At 72.8% G+C, this 16,233-nt stretch carries 13 protein-coding genes; all 13 read right to left on the bottom strand.

Annotation, left to right across the window (positions count from 1 at the left end; genetic code table 11):
• The 13 genes from FHS13_RS18690 to FHS13_RS18630 all read right to left on the bottom strand — a co-directional run bounded on the left by FHS13_RS18690 (position 1) and on the right by FHS13_RS18630 (position 16,180).
• The gene (locus FHS13_RS18690) at positions 1-1,074 is read right to left on the bottom strand and encodes a branched-chain amino acid ABC transporter permease (RefSeq protein WP_184293250.1); all 1,074 of its coding nucleotides are present in this window, start codon (positions 1,072-1,074) and stop codon (positions 1-3) included.
• A 5-nt stretch (positions 1,075-1,079) separates the two neighbouring features.
• Positions 1,080-1,931: a branched-chain amino acid ABC transporter permease gene (locus tag FHS13_RS18685; RefSeq protein WP_184293249.1), complete on the bottom strand. Its 852-nt coding sequence runs from the start codon at positions 1,929-1,931 to the stop codon at positions 1,080-1,082.
• 12 nt (positions 1,932-1,943) lie between these two features.
• A complete protein-coding gene (locus tag FHS13_RS18680) occupies positions 1,944-2,648 on the bottom strand; it encodes an ABC transporter ATP-binding protein (RefSeq protein WP_184293248.1) in 705 nt (234 codons plus the stop codon).
• Positions 2,645-3,433 carry an ABC transporter ATP-binding protein gene (locus tag FHS13_RS18675; protein WP_184293247.1) on the bottom strand — a complete coding sequence of 263 codons (789 nt, stop codon included), beginning with the start codon at positions 3,431-3,433 and terminating at the stop codon, positions 2,645-2,647. Before FHS13_RS18675 ends, FHS13_RS18680 begins: the two co-directional genes overlap by 4 nt.
• A gap of 75 nt (positions 3,434-3,508) precedes the next feature.
• On the bottom strand, positions 3,509-6,292 hold the full coding sequence (locus FHS13_RS18670; RefSeq protein WP_184293246.1) for a helix-turn-helix transcriptional regulator: 2,784 nt from the start codon (positions 6,290-6,292) through the stop codon (positions 3,509-3,511).
• Between the two features lie 407 nt (positions 6,293-6,699).
• Positions 6,700-7,650 carry a carbohydrate kinase family protein gene (locus tag FHS13_RS18665; protein WP_184293245.1) on the bottom strand — a complete coding sequence of 317 codons (951 nt, stop codon included), beginning with the start codon at positions 7,648-7,650 and terminating at the stop codon, positions 6,700-6,702.
• Positions 7,647-8,936, bottom strand: a complete 1,290-nt coding sequence (locus FHS13_RS18660; RefSeq protein WP_184293244.1) for an AGE family epimerase/isomerase — start codon at positions 8,934-8,936, stop codon at positions 7,647-7,649. The genes FHS13_RS18665 and FHS13_RS18660 overlap by 4 nt, the downstream gene beginning before the upstream one ends.
• 78 nt (positions 8,937-9,014) lie before the next feature.
• The gene (locus tag FHS13_RS18655; protein ID WP_184293243.1) at positions 9,015-9,824 is read right to left on the bottom strand and encodes an alpha/beta fold hydrolase; all 810 of its coding nucleotides are present in this window, start codon (positions 9,822-9,824) and stop codon (positions 9,015-9,017) included.
• Positions 9,825-9,903: 79 nt separating this feature from the next.
• The gene (locus FHS13_RS18650) at positions 9,904-11,223 is read right to left on the bottom strand and encodes an acyltransferase family protein (protein WP_221443190.1); all 1,320 of its coding nucleotides are present in this window, start codon (positions 11,221-11,223) and stop codon (positions 9,904-9,906) included.
• Positions 11,224-11,596: 373 nt separating this feature from the next.
• Positions 11,597-12,427 carry an ammonia-dependent NAD(+) synthetase gene (gene nadE / locus FHS13_RS18645; RefSeq protein ID WP_184293241.1) on the bottom strand — a complete coding sequence of 277 codons (831 nt, stop codon included), beginning with the start codon at positions 12,425-12,427 and terminating at the stop codon, positions 11,597-11,599.
• Positions 12,424-13,083 carry a putative glycolipid-binding domain-containing protein gene (locus tag FHS13_RS18640; RefSeq protein ID WP_184293240.1) on the bottom strand — a complete coding sequence of 220 codons (660 nt, stop codon included), beginning with the start codon at positions 13,081-13,083 and terminating at the stop codon, positions 12,424-12,426. Before FHS13_RS18640 ends, nadE begins: the two co-directional genes overlap by 4 nt.
• A gap of 152 nt (positions 13,084-13,235) precedes the next feature.
• Entirely contained in the window at positions 13,236-14,774 is a 1,539-nt protein-coding gene (gene putP, locus FHS13_RS18635; RefSeq protein WP_184293359.1) for a sodium/proline symporter PutP, read from the bottom strand.
• A gap of 323 nt (positions 14,775-15,097) precedes the next feature.
• The gene (locus FHS13_RS18630) at positions 15,098-16,180 is read right to left on the bottom strand and encodes a ribonucleotide-diphosphate reductase subunit beta (protein WP_184293239.1); all 1,083 of its coding nucleotides are present in this window, start codon (positions 16,178-16,180) and stop codon (positions 15,098-15,100) included.
• Positions 16,181-16,233: the final 53 nt, after the last annotated feature.

Genomic DNA, 16,233 nt, shown 5'->3' with positions numbered 1-16,233 from the left:
TCAACGGGGGGCGGACTTCTTGCGGAGCGGGGCGGTAAGGCGCTGGACCGCTCCGTGGACCCCGAGGGGCCAGAAGCGGAGGATGAGGATGAGCAGGACACCGAAGACGACGACGGGGAGGTTGTTCTCCACGTCGCGGTCCAGGTTGAGGGCCCGGGTGGCGTCGGAGGCCCAGATCTCCAGGTAGACGACGGCCAGGCCGGCCCACAGCGCGCCCCACATGCTGCTGATGCCGCCGAGCACGAGGGCGGCGATCAGGGTCAGGGACAGGGCGAGGGTGAAGCTGCCCGGGGTGATGGTGCCGAGGACGTAGGCCTGGAGGCCCCCGGCCAGGCCTCCGGCGGCGGAGGCGATGACGAAGGCGACGACCTTCGTCCGGCCGACGGGGATGCCGGCCATCGCGGCCGCGTTCTCGTCGTCGCGGATGGCGCGCAGGCGCCGGCCGAGCCGGCCGCTGTTGACGGTCGCCAGCAGCGCCATGGCCAGGAGCACCGTCGTCCAGACGACGAGGGCCTTCCACTCGCTGTTGGTGACGACTCCCTGGAGGAAGGGCGGCGCGCCCGCCGTGCGGATGGTGAGGCCGTTGCTGCCGCCGAGCACCTCGTGGTAGCGGTGGGCCAGTCCGGGCAGGCCCACGGCCAGGATCAGGGTGGCGCCGGCGAGGTAGGGGCCGTGCAGGCGCGCGGTGGCGGCGCCGACGGCGATGCCCGCCACGACCGCGACGAGGACGACCAGCAGGAGGTCGGCCGCCAGCGGCAGCATCGGCATGTGGATGACCAGCAGTGCCGTCGTGTAGGCGCCGATCATCATGAAGGCGCCGTGGCCCAGCGACACCTGGCCGCTGCCGCCGACGAGGAGCTGGAGCCCCGCGATGGAGAGCATCGTGTAGCCGACCGCCGCCATGCGCAGGGCGGTGAGGTCGCCGGTCACCAGGAGGAACCCGGTGAAGACGGCGAGCCCGAGCGCGGCCAGCAGCAGGTGGCGGACCGGGGAGGGGAGCGCCCGCCACCCGCGGGGCCGGGCGGGGGGCGCGGGTGCCTCGACGGCGTTCGAGGAGGTGGAGGTGGTGGTCATGGCAGCTACACCTTTCTCGCGGCCGGGCGGGACAGGATGCCGTCGGGGCGCACGCTCAGGACCAGCACCACGATGGCCAGGGCGGCCAGGGTGGCCAGCTCGGGGCCCGCGTAGCCGGACACGTAGGACATGCCGAGGCCGATGAGGACCCCGCCGAGCACCGCGCCGAAGGGGTTGTCGAGGCCGCCGATGACCGCTGCCGTGATGCCGTAGACGAACACGCCGTCGAAGGCGTTGGGGGAGATGAACGGGGGCCCGGCGAGCATGCCCGCGAGGGCGCCGATGAGGGAGGCGATCGCCCACCCCGCGGTGAGCATGAGGCCGACCTTCACCCCGCTGAGCCGCGCCGCCTCAGGACGGAAGGCGGCGGCCCTCATCCGCAGGCCCAGCGGTGTGAACTGGTAGAGCCCGAACAGCAGGAGCGCGGTGACCGCGACAGACGCAACGGCGAAGACGTCCGCCGGGGAGAAGCGCCCCACGTAGTCGAACGCGTAGGGGAACCCGTGCTGCCGGTTGCCCCAGATCATGCCGACGCCGCCCTGCACGATCAGGAGGAGCCCGAGGGTGACGATGATGGCGTTGAGCTCGGAGCTCTTGGCGATCGGCCGGATGACGACCCGTTCGACGAGCGCGCCGGCCACCAGGCCGCTGAGCAGGCCCGCGACGAAGCCGATCCAGTAGGAGCCGGTCATCTGCGAGACCGTGTAGGCGATGTAGACGGCCACCAGTGCCAGGGCCGGCTGGGCGAAGTTCACCAGGCGGGTGGCCTGGTAGATGATCACGAGGGACAGCGCGAGGGCCGCGTAGACCGCGCCCGTCGCCAGCCCGTTGAGGGTCAGGTTGAGAAATGTGGTCATGGGGGTCTCTCCTCAGAAGCCCAGGTAGGCGTGGCGCGTGCGGTCGTCGGAGAGGAGTTCGGCCGAGGGCCCGGAGGCGACCACGCTGCCCTGGTTGAGGACGAAGCCGCTGTCGGTGACGGCGAGTGCGCCGTTGGCGTTCTGCTCGACGAGGACCACCGTGAGCCCGGTGCTGCTCCTCAGTTCCCTCAGGAGGTCGAAGATCTGCCGGGTGACGAGGGGCGCCAGGCCGAGCGAGGGCTCGTCCAGCAGCAGGACCTTGGGGCGGGACATCAGGGCACGGCCGATGGCGAGCATCTGCCGCTCGCCGCCGGAGAGGGTGCTGGCGGACTTGGAGATCCGCTGCGCCAGGGGCGGGAAGAGGTCGAGGACCTCGTCCAGGGCCACCCGGTCGCGGCGGCGCCGCCACAGGCCGCCCAGGCGCAGGTTCTCCTCGACGGTGAGCTCGGTGATGACGCCGCCGCCCTCGGGGACGTGGGCGAGACCGCGGGTCACGACGCGCTCGGCCGGGAGCCGGGTGAGGTCCTCGCCCTCCAGCAGGACCCGGCCGCCGGCGGCGCGGTGGAGTCCGGTGAGGGTGCGCAGCAGCGTGGTCTTGCCCGCGCCGTTGGCGCCGAGGACGGCGCAGAAGCCCTTCTCGGCGACGCCGAGGGAGACGTCCTTCAGGGCGCGGACCGCCCCGTAGGAGGCATTGAGGTTCTGGACTTCGAGGATCATCGACCGCTCCTCTCGGCGGTGCCGAGGTAGGCCTGCATGACCGCGGGGTCGGCGCGAACCTCGTCGGGGGTCCCGGTGGAGATGACCTTGCCGAAGTTGAGGACCACGATGTGGTCGCACACCTCCATCACCAGGTCCATGTGGTGCTCGACGAGCACGACGGCCATGTCCTCGCTGAGGCCGCGGATCTGCGCGGCCAGGTCGTCCAGCTGCTTGCCGGACAGGCCGCTGGCGGGCTCGTCGAGCAGCAGGAGCTCGGGGGCGCCGACGCAGGCGCGTGCCAGCGCGACCTGCTTCTGGATGCCGTAGGGAAGGGTGGAGGGGTAGTGGTGGGCGGTGCCGGCGATACCGAAGCGCTCCAGGGCCGCCAGGGCCCTGTCCCGCAGCTCCGCCTCGTCGCGGTGGTGGTGTCCGAAGCCGGTGAGGAGGGAGAGGGGCCCTCCCCTGGCCAGGCGGTCGGCGCCCGCGACGACGTTGTCGAGCACGGTCATCTTGTGGAAGAGGTTGAGCCCCTGGAACGTCCGCGAGATGCCGGCCCGGGCGAGGCGGTGGGACTTCTGCCCCGAGACCGTGCGGCCCTTCCACGTGAGGCTGCCGGCGGTGGGGCGCAGGACCCCGGAGAGAACGTTGAACAGGGTGGTCTTGCCCGCACCGTTGGGTCCGATGAGTCCGACGACGGTGCCCGGGGCGACCCGTAGCCCCACGTCGTCGAGTGCGGTGAGGCCCCCGAAGCGGACGGTCACTCCGTCCGCTCTCAGGAGGTCCTCCGTTGCGATCGCTGTCATGACTGCCTTTCTGCCCCACCTGCATACCGACTGGTTGGTATTGGCAGGTGACTCGTTCTTTCCGCCGGATCCCTGTCAGTTGAAGAGGCGGGCCAGGTCGACCCGGGAGCGGATGTTGAGTTTGCGGAAGATCCCCCGCAGGTGGTGCTCGACCGTCCTCGGGCTGATGAAGAGGTGGGCGGCGACCTCGCGGTTGGTCGCGCCCTCGGCCACCAGTCGGGCGATCTGCTGCTGCTGTGCGGTCAGCTCGCTGATCATCGACGAGTCGGCCTCGCGTTCGCCGCGCCCGATGGCGCGCAGTTCGGCGCGCGTCTGGCGGACCCACAGCCGGGCGCCGAAGCGCTCGAAGGTCTCCAGCGCGTTGTGCAGGTGCTCGCGTGCCCGCCCCGGAAGGCGGGCCCGGCGCAGGAAGGCGCCGAAGAGCAGCTGCGTCCTGGCGTGCTCGACGTCGTCGTCGCCGCAGGAGCGGTGCAGCGCCAGGGCGTTCTCGAAGTGGTCGGCGGCCTCGTCCGGAGGGGCGAGCAGCCCCGATCCGCGCGAGGCGAGGGCGAGCGCGCTGGGGCTGCCCACCGACTCGGCCCAGCGCCGGTATCCGGACAGGGAGGCCCGGGCCCACTCGGTCTCGCCCATGCGCACCGCCGCCTCCACGAAGTGCGGCGCGGTGACCAGGCGCATCGTCGGGTGGCCGTAGCCGGGCCCGGCGTGGACGAGGGAGCGGAGCCGGAAGAAGGCCTCCGCGGCGTTGCCGCGCGACAGCTCCAGGACGGCGAGGGCCCAGGAGGCCACGGCCGCGGCCAGCCCGATGCTGTTCTCCCCCGCCTGGGTGGCGACGGCGCGGGCGCGGATGCGGCAGGTGTCCACGTCCCCCTGGATGGCGGCGACCATCGACAGGGCGGCGAGGTGGTGGGTGACCCAGATGCTCTGGCCCGTCTCACGCGAGATCCGCAGGCCCGTGAGCGCCGTCCCCGCGGCGGAGGGGAAGCGGCCGGTCCAGAACTCGGTCATCACGAGGAACCCGAGGGCGGCCGGGACGGTCGCGAGTTCGCCGCGCGGGCGCGCGTTGTCCACGGCCCGGGTGACGGCCTCGCGGACGAAGGGCGTCTCACCGATGCGCATGCCCGCGATGCCCGCCCAGATGAGCTTCGAGGGGTCGTCGTACTCGGCCAGGCGCATCGCCTCGCGCAGCAGGGGCGTCGAACGCGGGTAGTCACCGCGGAAGGAGATCTCGCAGCCCCGGAGGAAGTCGCCCACCAGGCGCATCTGCTCGGGGTCGTCGGGCCGGATCAGGGACACGGCCAGTGCGGACGCCCGCGCGTGGCGCTCGGGGTCGCCGGCCAGGGAGGCGGAGTCGGCCGAGCGGGCCAGGGTGCGCACCGCCAGGTGCCGGTCGTGGGCGACGAGCGCGCGGCCCACGGCGTAGAGGCGTTCGGCGGCGTCGATCGTGTTGCTGCCGCGCATGGCGATGTGGGTGTCGACGAGCTCGACGGCCGCGCGGTGCCGTTCGGTGACGGACAGGGGCCGGGCCCGGTCCAGCAGGCGCAGGGCCCGGTCCGAGCGCCCGGCCATGTAGGCCTCGTAGGCGGCGTTGGCCAGCCGGTGGGAGCGCATGCCGGGGTCGGGTGTGATGCGCGCGGCCCCCTCGTGGGCGTGCGAGGCGGCCAGGCGCCCCGCCAGGCGCCCGGCCCGACGGGCGGCGGCCTCGACCGCGTCGGCGAGTGCGCTGTCGGGGGCCAGGGCGCCGGCCGCCGTGTGCCGGGCGAACTCGACGGGGGTGTGGTCGGGGTCGGCCACGGAGGCCAGGCGGCGGTGCGCCTCGCGCAGCCGGGCGTTGGGGGCGCCCTGCACGATCGCCTCCCGCAGGAGGGGGTCGGGGAAGCGGAGGGTGTCGTCGGAGATCCGGACCAGTCCGAGTTCCTCGGCGGGCTCCACGTCCTCCAGGGACACGCCGTCGCCGGCCCGTACGAGCGTGTGGAGGTCGGGGTCCTCGCACAGGGCGGCGAGGAGGAGCAGGCTCGCGGTGCGCTCCGGCAGCGCGCGGCAGGGGGCGAGGAGGCTCTCCCGCAGCCGGTCCGGGAGCCGGAGGGGGTCGGGGAGCGGGTCCCGGCCGCGCAGCTCGGCCTCGTCCAGGGAGGAGAGGTGTCCGAGGACCGCCGCGGGGTTGCCGTGCGAGGCGCGGACGAGAGTGGCGCGCACGGCGGGGTCCAGGGTGGTGGGCGAGTGGTCCGTGAGGATGTCGTGGACGGCCCGGTCCTCCAGAGGGGCCAGGACGTGCTCCTCCACACCGGGGACGAGCTCTCCGGCGGTTCCCTCCTTGCCCCGGCCGCCGCGGGCCGCCAGCACCACGGCCAGGGGCGTTCCGGCGACCCGGCGCGCGACGAAGGCGAGCGCGTCCAGGGAGGGTTCGTCGAGGAGGTCGGCGTCGTCCACGCACACCAGCACCGGGCCCGTCCCGATGAGGAGGTCGAGGAGGGCGGTGTGGAGGGCGAGCCGGTCGCCCGGGACACCTCGCTCCAGGGCCTTGCCGAGCACCCCGTCGTGGGGGGCGAGGGGGAGCAGGAGCCGCTGCAGGCCCGCGAAGGGGGTCCGGGCCTCGTCGGCGACCCCGGTGCAGCGGAGGACGGTGATGTCACCGGCCTCCTCCGCGGCGTGGTCGAGGAGCGCCGTCTTTCCGGCTCCCGCCGCTCCGGTGAGGATCAGGGACGTGCCTCTTCGGGCCCTCACCCCCGCCAGTGCGTCGGTGAGGACCTGCAGCTCTGTGTCTCGGCCCCGGAGCCGAACGGGTCGGGGGCCGGTGGTCCCGCCGGTCACGTGCCACACATTCGCACAGTGTGTCCAGAAGCGGCAGGTGCGGACACACATACTGGTCGTTTCACCGATACCCGCACCGAGTCGCACGAGACGCCGCGAAAGGGACGTTCAGCCCCTCCTCGGAGAGACGTGCATCACACGGGAACGCCTGCCCCACCTGGGCTTCGACACTGTGCGTGTGTGACCGGCCTCACCGGAAACGAGCTCGGGGGAGCGCTCCCGGCGGCAGGCGGGGTTTATCAAGACGTGACGTCGCGACGGCCCGCACCCGCGAACCCGGCAAAGCGGACTAAATACTTATATCGCGCGAAACAGGGGCGTGCGCGGCCCCGCTCCCCCGGCGCGGCGCCCGGCGGCCACCGAGGCGGCGGCCGGGAAGCGGGTGTGCCCCGCGGGCACCCCCTGCCGCGCGGCGCACCGGTGTGCCGCCCGCGGCGGGCGGCACACCGGGACACGCCCTACAGCTCCGCGCTCGTGGGCGGATCGGCTCCCTCGCGGGTCACCGTCACCGCGGCCACCGCGCAGGCGAAGCCGAGCAGGGACTCCAGATCGGCCTCGGACAGCCCCGCCAGCCGGGCGCGGGGATCCTCGCCCAGGCGGCCGTGGCGGTCCAGCCAGTTGAGCAGCGCCCCCATGAAGGAGTCGCCCGCGCCGACCGTGTCGACCACCTCCACGCGGGGCGCCGCCACCTCGACCTCCGTCCCGCCGGCCAGGGCCAGCGCGCCCTCCCCGCCGCGGGTGACCACCACCAGGGACGGGCCCAGCCCGGCGACGGCCCGCGCCGCCTCGACCGGGGACAGCCCCGGGTACAGGAACTCCAGGTCCTCGTCGCTCGCCTTGACCACGTGCGCCCGGGCGATGTGCCCGCGCGCCAGTTCGCGGGCGTGCCCGGGGTCGCCGATCACGTCGGCGCGGATGTTGGGGTCCAGGGTGACGGTGACCCCGCCCCGGTCGTGCTCGCGCCGCAGCAGCTCGCCGACCAGCGAGGCCCCCGGCTCGCGGAACAGCGCCAGGGAGGCCGCGTGCAGGGCGAGGACGCCCGGCTCCAGCTCCTCGGGCAGCTCCTCGGGCCGCCACCGCCAGTCGGCGGCGTCGTCCATGCGGAAGTCGTAGCGGGCCGACCCGTCGCTCCGGAGCGTGGCCAGCGCGAGGGCGGTCGGCTCCTCGGCCGCCACGAGCCCGGCGGGGTCGAGCCCCTCGCCGACCAGGCGCTCCCGGATCATCGCGCCGAACCCGTCCGACCCGATGCGGGCCAGCAGCCGTGTCGGCGTGCCCAGCCGGGACGCGGCGACGGCCGTGTTGGCCGGCCCGCCTCCCGGCGCCGCCTTCAGCGTGCCGGGCTCCGCGCCGGGCAGCAGGTCCATGACGTTCTCCCCGACCACCGCGAGCCGGATCCGCTCCGCGCTCATGCGGGCTCCTTCCCCGTCGTTTCCAGGACCCCGGCCGCGAGCGAGGTCGACAGAGCGGTCTGGGGCAGCAGAACCGCCTGATAGGCGTGGTAGACGTCGGGCTTGCCCGGCCACACCGTCCCCGCCGGGCGGTTGCCGGGGTCCAGCTCGTGGTGCCAGCTGCCGTGCTCGCGGTCGACGTGGTGGCGCTCGGCGTAGTCCCACCAGCGCCGGGCGTGCTCGGCGTAGGCGGGGTCCCCGGTGCGGGCGCCCAGGGCCCAGGCCGCCATGACCGCCTCGGCGACCACCCAGTGCATGCGCTCCCGCACCACGGGGGCGTCCTGCCAGTCGAGGGTGTAGACGAACCCGTCGGCGCCGTCGACCGCCCAGCCGCGGCGGACCGCGTTCGAGAACAGGCTCTCCGCGTCCGCGCGCAGCCAGCCGGGGACGGGCTCCCCCGCGCGCTCCAGCGCCACCTCGAGGTGGACGAGCAGGCGCGCCCACTCCAGCAGGTGCCCGGTGGTGCTGCCGAAGGGCCGGAACGGGTGGTCGGGCCGGTCCCGGTTGTAGTCGGGCAGGGGCTTCCAGTCGGCCGTGAAGTGCTCGGGCAGCCGCCAGTCGTGCTCGGCGGCCACACCGTGGACCAGCCGCTCGGCGACGGCCAGGGCGCGCCGGGTCCACAGCAGGTCACCGGTGGCGTCGGCCGCGGCGAGGAAGGCCTCCACGCAGTGCATGTTGCTGTTGGCGCCCCGGTAGTCCTCGGTCTCCTTCCAGCCCGCGTCCCAGCTCTCCAGGACGGCGCCGGCGGACTCGTCCCAGAACCGGGTGTCCACGACCCTCAGGGCGTCGTCGAGCAGCTCACGGGCTCCCGGCCGTCCGGCCAGGGTCGCGCTGGAGGCGGCCAGGACGACGAACGCGTGGGGGTAGGCGGCCTTGCGGGGCGCTTCGGCAGCCTCCCCGGCTTCGCCATGGGAGCGCTCCCGGAAAGACGCGGCGCCCGCCGGGACCTCCTCGAACCAGCCTCCGTGCACCGTGTCGCGCAGCGGCCCCTCGGCCAGCGCGGCCACGCCGTGGTCGGCCCAGCGGGCGGCCCCCTCGTCCCCGCGCAGGTGTGCCAGGGAGAACACGTGCGTCATCCGCGAGGTGATCCAGGCGGCCGTTGGCCGCCCCTCCTCCACCTGGCCGCGCGCGTCCGTCCAGCCGAACCCGTCGGCGACCGCGGACCCCTCGGCGAAGGCTCTCAGCCTCCGCTCCTCGGCGCGCAGCCACCCCGGTCCACCGGGGTCCGGTCGTGTCGATGCCGTCACTGCTCCTCCTCAGGGCGTCGTTACGCTGGTACACGCTATCCGCCCCGGGATCACCGCGGTAGTGCCGGACCCGGCAGGTCAGCGCCCGGCCCGCCGCTCCGCCGAGCGGCAGGTCCACCGGATGTGCCCGGCCACCGACACCGGGTCGTCGGCCATGGGGATGTGGCCGCTGCCCAGGAGCGAGACCATCCGCGCGTTCGGCACCCTGCGGTGCGCGTGCTCCGCGCTGGAGGGCAGGAGCGTGCGGTCACGGTCCCCCCACGCGATGGTGACCGGGCAGTCGATCGGTCTCTGCTCGAACTCGTACTCGGCGATGCTCGGCAGCATCCGCACGAACGGCGCCCCCTTCTCCAGGCCCCGGACGCTGAACCGGACCGACTTGGCCCGGGGGGACGCCGGATCCCCCCTCAGCACGGTCCGCGCGATCGCCCTCGCCGGGGCGGTGCTCGCCAGCCGCTCCTTGACGTGCAGGGGGATCCGGGTGGCCAGGTCGGCGAGGGAACCGAGCACGCGGAACCCCAGGCGGGCGAGCTCGCCGGAGAATCCGGCCGGTGAGAACACCGTCACCGACCCCGCCCTGCCGCGGACACCCAGTTCCAGGGCGATCGACCCGCCCAGGGAGTTGCCCGCCAGGTGCGGCCGCTCCAGCCCGTGCAGTTCGCAGAACGCCTGGACGTCGTCGGTCATCGTGAGGATGTCGTAGGGGTCGCCCTCGGGCGGGGCCGGGGTGCGCCCGAACCCCGGCAGGTCCACGCACACCACCCTGTACTCCTCTGCCAGGAGCGGTACCACGGCGCTCCAGCTCTGGCGGCGGTCCCCCAGCCCGTGCAGCAGGATCAGGGGCGGGCCGCTCCCCCACTCCTCGAAGGCGATACGTGCGGCGTCCATATCGACTGTCTACCGCGGGACGGCCGCCCGACACCGCACGCACGGCCGGTCGCGGGCGGATCCGTTCTCGGGACGACCGTCACGCCCTGCGCAGCGCCCGGGTCAGCAGCAGACCGGACAGGACCGCGAGCAGGCCCAGCAGGGGCATCCACCCGACCCCGAGGCCGGACACGGTGAGCAGCAGCAGACCTCCGGCGACCAGCGCCGCCGCGGCCAGGGCCCGCGGCAGCCCCGGGGAGCCCTCCAGGGCACGCGGCGGGGTCTCGAACCGCATCGCCCAGTGCGCCAGCGGGACCACCATCGGCACCAGGACCGCGACACCCAGGACGCCCCACAGCAGCCACAGGCCGGTCATCGGCTCGGGGGTGTTGATCTCGAGGCCGTAGACCAGGACGCCCGCGACCACGCTGATGGGCAGCATGTGCCACAGGTAGACCGTCATCAGCTGCGGGCAGATCCGGTCCAGCAGCCGGGCCGGTCCGGGCCGGTTCACCCAGGCCGAGACGCGGTCCCGCAGCAGTGCGGCGACACCCACCTGCATCGAGCCGAGTGCGGCCAGGACCAGGGTCGGCGGGGCCACGTTGGAGTCCTCCGCGGCGAACACCCCCGTCATGTTCGCGGAGTAGGGCCCGAACACCGTCAGCAGCACCGCGGCGGCCGCGCCGGTCACGGCCAGCGCCACCGCGTACCGGCGGCGGATCCCGGTGGTCGCGTAGCAGAAGCCCAGCTGGTGCACGCCCAACCAGACGAACGCGACGTTCAGGTAGCCGACCCAGTCGGCGCCGGTGGTGAAGCGCACCAGGTCGACGGCGACCGCACCGGTCAGCAGCGCCGCCGGGACCAGCCACCCGAACCGCTCCTGGGCCCGCGCCAGTACCGGGGTCGACACGACCACGAGCACGTAGGCCGCCAGGAACCACAGCACCATGCCGGCCGCACCCGCGCCGACCAGCACCGGCTGCACCGGGGCCCCCATCAGCACCAGCACGTGGCAGGACACGATCCACACCAGCGCCAGCGGGACCACCGGCCAGGCGAGTCGGCGCAGTCTGCGGGCGAACCAGGTCCCCGCCGGGACCCCCTTGGCGGAGGCCGACCGCCAGCTGATGAGGTTGGCCGCACCGCCCACGAAGAAGATCAGGGGCATGACCTGGGCGACCCAGGTCAGCAGGAACCCGCCCTCGGTGGCGAGCACGCTGCCGGCCTCCAGGCCGTCCTGCTGCTGGACCAGGACCGGAAGCCACCAGTGCTGCACGACCACCAGGACCATGACCAGCAGCCGAACGGCGTCGAGGAAGCGGTCCCGGCCGGGCGGCCGCTCCGCCCCGGGCCGGACGGGGGCGGGAACTGAATGCACCGGCGGCGTATGCCAAGGGCCGGTTTCCGTGGTGGCGGTCATCGGTGGCTGCTCCTCGGAGGTGTTCCGGCGGGCGCGGCCGCGGACACACTGGTGTCCGTGCCTGCCGCGCTGACCGGGATGAGGGGATGACGACACGCCTGCGCGCCCTGCCGAGGGTGCACCGAGGGCCGGGGGGACCGGGTGTCCGCGCCGTCGAGTACGACCCTAGGGGTTACCGACGGGTGTACGCGATGGATCGGGCCCCCCGTTACGGAGGGCAGCCCACCCGACCCCGGACGGTGGTGCACGCACCACCATGCCCCGCCGAGGAGCCGGAGCGAGGGCACGCTGCGGCCGAGCAGGCCCACCCCATGCCCGTGATCCTGCCTCCAGGAGCAAGACCACCGAAGTTCGGACGGAAGCCGGACACACTCTAGGGAGCTGTGGGCACGGAGCGCTTGTGCGCCGTGGCGCGGTAGCGCGCCACCAGGGTCTCCTCGACCTCGGCGGACACGGGCAGACCCTCCAGGAAGTCGTCGATCTGATCGTATGTCAGACCGAGGGCCTCCTCGTCCGGCTTCTGCGGGGAGAGCGACTCCAGGTCGGCGGTCGGCACCTTGTGCACCAGGTCCTCCGGCGCGCCGAGCTCGGCGACGAGCGCGCGCACCCGGCGCTTGGTCAGCCCGGCGAGCGGGACGATGTCCACCCCGCCGTCGCCGTACTTGGTGAAGAACCCGGTGACCGCCTCGGCCGCGTGGTCGGTGCCCACGACCAGGCCGCCCAGGCCGCCGGAGACCGCGTACTGGGCGATCATCCGCTGGCGGGCCTTGACGTTGCCGAGGACGAAGTCCTCCGAGGCCCCGCCGGTGTACCCCATGCCCGCCTCGCGCAGGGAGGCGGCCATGGCGTCGGTGGCGGGCCGCACGTCGACGGTGAGGCAGAGGTCGGGCTCGGTGAACGCCGTGGCGCGGGCCGCGTCGTCCTCGTCCTTCTGGGTGCCGTAGGGCAGGCGCATGGCGACGTACTCGGCGCTGCCTCCTCCGGCGCGGACGCGGTCCACCGCCAGGCGGCACAGGCGGCCCGCGGTGAGGGAGTCCACGCCCCCGCTGATGCCCAGGACCAGGGCCCCGGATCCGGTGGCGGTCAGGCGCTCAGCGAGGAAGGCGGTGCGCCGCTCGATCTCGGCGTGCACGTCGAAGGACGCGGCGACCCCGAGGTCGCGGATGATCTCGCGTCGGGCCTGGCTCAGTTCGGTACCGGTCACGTGCGTTCCCTCGTCGATGCGGTGCTCGTACCCGTCCAATTATCCCGCTCGGCGTGTTTCCTGCGTGTATCGGGGGCATCACCGGCGATGCGGCGCGCGAAGCGCTCGTAGTCGACGACGAGCCCGTCGCCGTCCACCGTGAGCAGGTACTCCCCGTGGAGGGGGTCGCGGTAGGTGTAGCGCTCCAGCCCGTCCTCGGCGGGGTGGCGGGTGTAGCGCTGGCGGACGCGGCGCACCCGCAGCGAGGGGATGTCGATCCAGGCCACCGCGATGTCGCGGTACTCGCCGGGCCGCAGCCCCAGGCGGCGGATGGGCAGCGTGTTGGTGAGGGGGGTGGCCGCGACGTCGGCGTCCAGGCAGCCGACCAGTTCGGGGAGGGGCTGCCCGTCGGTACCGGTCCAGTGCCCGCCGCGCATGGAGAGGAGGAGCGTCCGCGGCCCTCGGGCGGACAGGACCTCGACGCGCACCTCGCGGGTCGCCCACGCCAGGTCGGTCCGGACGCTGAACCGGGTGAAGTGGTGCTCCGCCCCCTCCGCCACGGCCTCCCCGGCCTCCAGGCGGTAGCCACCGGGCTCGGGGAGGAGCGCGCCCAGGCCGAGGCCCTGGAGGACGTCGGTCCGCGACCAGGCGGCCGAGTGTTCGATCGGTGACGGCATGCCACCGTTCTACCGTTCCCTCCCAAGTCACGCCAGTGCGGAAAAAGGGCACAGACCAGTCTCCGACCCCAGGAGTATCCCCACGTCACACCAGAAGACAAAAAGGTGTGCCCGGGGCCCGTGCGATGCGGGCCCCGGGCAGCACAGGGGGATCAGACCTCGGCGCCCTTGACCTCCGCCTCGACGCGGTCGAAGTCCTCCACCATCTGCCTGGAGGGCCTGGCCAGGCCGTTGAAGACGACGATCGCGACAAGGCTCAGCGCGACGGCCGGGACCATGGCGTACAGGCCTGTGCCCAGGACCCGCTCGTCGAGGACGTCCCACGCGATGGCGGTCGCCCCGCCCGCGATCATCCCGGCGAGGGCACCCGCCCAGGTCATGCGCTTCCAGAACACCGCGAGCAGCAGCACCGGGCCGAAGCCGGCGCCGAAGCCCGCCCAGGCGTAGCCGACGAGGTCCATGACGGACGCGTCGCCCCACAGGGCGATGGCCGCGGCGGCCAGGGCGACGGCGACCACCGTGACCCGGCTGACCCACAGCAGGACCTTCGGGTCGGCGTCCCGGTTCACGAAGGCCCGGTAGCCGTCCTCGGTGAGGGCGGAGGCGGCCACCAGGAGCTGGGAGTCGGCGGTGCTCATGACGGCGGCGAGGATGGCGGCGAGCAGCACCCCGGCCACCAGCGGGTGCGAGAGCGCCTCGATGAGCTGCGGGAAGACCTGCTCGGGGTTGCCGAGCGGGGTGTCGAAGTAGGCGATGCCGATGAAGCCGACCGCGACGGCCAGTGCCATGGCGGTGACCGCCCAGGTCACACTGATCGCGGCGGCCTTGGGGATGTCCTTGGCGGAGCGGATGCCCATGTAGCGCGCGAGGATGTGCGGCTGGCCGAAGTAGCCCAGGCCCCAGGCCAGGCCCGAGACGATGACGACCCAGCCGAGGGTGTCGGTGGAGACCCACTGTCCGAGATCGGCGTCGAGGGAGGTGCCGCCGACCGCCGAGAGCAGGCCGTCGCTCTTGGCGGCGACGCCGTCGGTGAGACCGCCGAATCCGCCCAGGGCGGTGATGGCCAGGACGGGCACGATCAGCAGGGCCAGCCACATCATGGCTGCCTGCACCACGTCGGTGAAGGACACGGCGAGGAAGCCGCCGAGCACGGTGTAGAGCACGACGATGCCGACGCCGATGCCGATGGCGGGGGCCGGGTCGAGCCCGAAGACCTGGTCGAACAGGGCGGCCATGGCGACCAGGCCGGAGGCGACGTAGAAGAAGTAGAAGACGATGATGAGGACCGCCGAGACGCCGCGCAGCAGGCGGGTGGGGTCGTCGAAACGGTTCTCCAGGAACGAGGAGAGAGTCAGCGAGTCGGAGTCGCCGCCCGTCCGCGCGTCGGTGACCCTCTGGGTGTACACGCGCAGGCGCGGGGCCAGCAGGATCCAGCTGCCCGCGAATCCGCAGGCCAGGCCGACGGCGATCCAGGCCTCGCCGAGGCCGGAGACGTAGACGGCACCGGGCAGGCCGAGCAGGAGCCATCCGCTGAAGTCGCTGGCGTTGGCGCTCAGTCCCGCCACCCAGCTGTTGAGCTGCCGTCCTCCGAGAACGAAGTCCGACTGGGAGACCGTGCGTCTGTAGGCCCACAGGCCGATGGCCACCATCGCGGCGAGATAGACGCCGAAGGTGGCGACCGACCAGAGCATGGACTCGTTCACGGGCATTTCCCCTCTCCGTTGCCGTGTGCGCCGACGCGCACATGTTCCTTGCGGATCCAGCCCGGCCCGCGAGCCTTATTTGTCCACTGGCGAGGCTCTTATGGGGAAAAGCGCATGTTCGAGACCGCATCGAGTCCTTGGTCGGCACCGGTTGTCCCCCCGGCCAGATCCGGAGCGTGACATATGTCCTTCCGGACAAGGGATGTATCCGATGATCGAATCTTTTTGCCGTTCCCGGTATCCGTCCCTCCTGTTCCGCCGCAACGCGGGGGCGGCCCGGACCACCGGTCCGGACCGCCCCTCGGCCCCGCTCAGTCCCAGTCGAGGCCGCCGCCGCTCTGGTACTCGATCACGCGGGTCTCGAAGAAGTTCTTCTCCTTCTGCAGGTCCATCACCTCACTCATCCACGGGAACGGGTTCTCCGTCTCCCCGAAGACGGGCTCCAGGCCGATCTGCTCGGCACGGCGGTCGGTGATGAAGCGCATGTACTGCTCGCACAGCTGCGCGTTGAGCCCCAGCACGCCCCGCGGCATCGTCTCGCGGCCGTAGGCGACCTCCAGCTCGCACGCCTCCACGAGCATCTGCCGCACCTCCGCCCGGAACTCCGGCGTCCACAGGTGCGGATTCTCGATCTTGATCTGGTTGATCACGTCGATGCCGAAGTTCAGGTGGATCGACTCGTCGCGCAGGATGTACTGGTACTGCTCGGCGATACCCACCATCTTGTTGCGCCGGCCCAGCGACAGGATCTGCGCGAACCCCGTGTAGAACCACATCCCCTCGAACACCACGTAGAACGCCACCAGGTCGCGCAGGAACGCCTGGTCGGCCTCCGGTGTGCCCGTGCGGAACCCGGGGTCCTCCAGGTTCCGCGTGTACTCGAGCGCCCAGGCGTCCTTGGCGGTGATGGACGGCACCTCGCGGTACATGTTGAAAAGCTCGCCCTCGTCCAGGCCGAGGCTCTCGCAGATGTACTGGAAGGTGTGCGTGTGCACGGCCTCCTCGAACGCCTGGCGCAGCAGGTACTGGCGGCACTCGGGGTTGGTGAGCTGCCGGTACACCGCCAGGACGATGTTGTTGGCCACCAGCGACTCCGCGGTGGCGAAGAAGCCCAGGTTGCGCTTGAGCATGAGCCGCTCGTCCTCGGTGAGGCCGTCGCGCGACTTCCAGAGCGCGATGTCGGCCTGCATGGCGACCTCGGTCGGCATCCAGTGGTTGTTGCAGCCGGCGAGGTACTTGTCCCACGCCCAGGTGTACTTGAGCGGGAGGAGCTGGTTGACGTCGGCCCGGGCGTTGATCATCGCCTTGTCGTCGACGCCGATGCGCGCCGCGTCGCGGTCGATCTCGCCCAGGCCGCTGCCCGTACCCGCGGGGTTCTCGGTGGTCGCGGTCATGGTGTCCTTCCTTTCCCGGCCGGGGCCGGGGTCGAGCGGCCGGGGCCGTCCGC

The organism is Nocardiopsis algeriensis, assembly GCF_014203695.1.
GTDB lineage: Bacteria > Actinomycetota > Actinomycetes > Streptosporangiales > Streptosporangiaceae > Nocardiopsis > Nocardiopsis algeriensis.
This window is presented reverse-complemented; position numbering and strand designations above follow the sequence as displayed.

Bases quoted from the DNA above. Each gene is read 5' to 3' on its own strand.
- FHS13_RS18690 (WP_184293250.1), bottom strand. From the start codon at position 1,074: ATGACCACCACCTCCACCTCCTCGAACGCCGTCGAGGCACCCGCGCCC.
- FHS13_RS18685 (WP_184293249.1), bottom strand. From the start codon at position 1,931: ATGACCACATTTCTCAACCTGACCCTCAACGGGCTGGCGACGGGCGCG.
- FHS13_RS18680 (WP_184293248.1), bottom strand. From the start codon at position 2,648: ATGATCCTCGAAGTCCAGAACCTCAATGCCTCCTACGGGGCGGTCCGC.
- FHS13_RS18675 (WP_184293247.1), bottom strand. From the start codon at position 3,433: ATGACAGCGATCGCAACGGAGGACCTCCTGAGAGCGGACGGAGTGACC.
- FHS13_RS18670 (WP_184293246.1), bottom strand. From the start codon at position 6,292: ATGTGTGTCCGCACCTGCCGCTTCTGGACACACTGTGCGAATGTGTGG.
- FHS13_RS18665 (WP_184293245.1), bottom strand. From the start codon at position 7,650: ATGAGCGCGGAGCGGATCCGGCTCGCGGTGGTCGGGGAGAACGTCATG.
- FHS13_RS18655 (WP_184293243.1), bottom strand. From the start codon at position 9,824: ATGGACGCCGCACGTATCGCCTTCGAGGAGTGGGGGAGCGGCCCGCCC.
- FHS13_RS18650 (WP_221443190.1), bottom strand. From the start codon at position 11,223: ATGACCGCCACCACGGAAACCGGCCCTTGGCATACGCCGCCGGTGCAT.
- FHS13_RS18640 (WP_184293240.1), bottom strand. From the start codon at position 13,083: ATGCCGTCACCGATCGAACACTCGGCCGCCTGGTCGCGGACCGACGTC.
- putP (WP_184293359.1), bottom strand. From the start codon at position 14,774: ATGCTCTGGTCGGTCGCCACCTTCGGCGTCTATCTCGCCGCGATGGTG.
- FHS13_RS18630 (WP_184293239.1), bottom strand. From the start codon at position 16,180: ATGACCGCGACCACCGAGAACCCCGCGGGTACGGGCAGCGGCCTGGGC.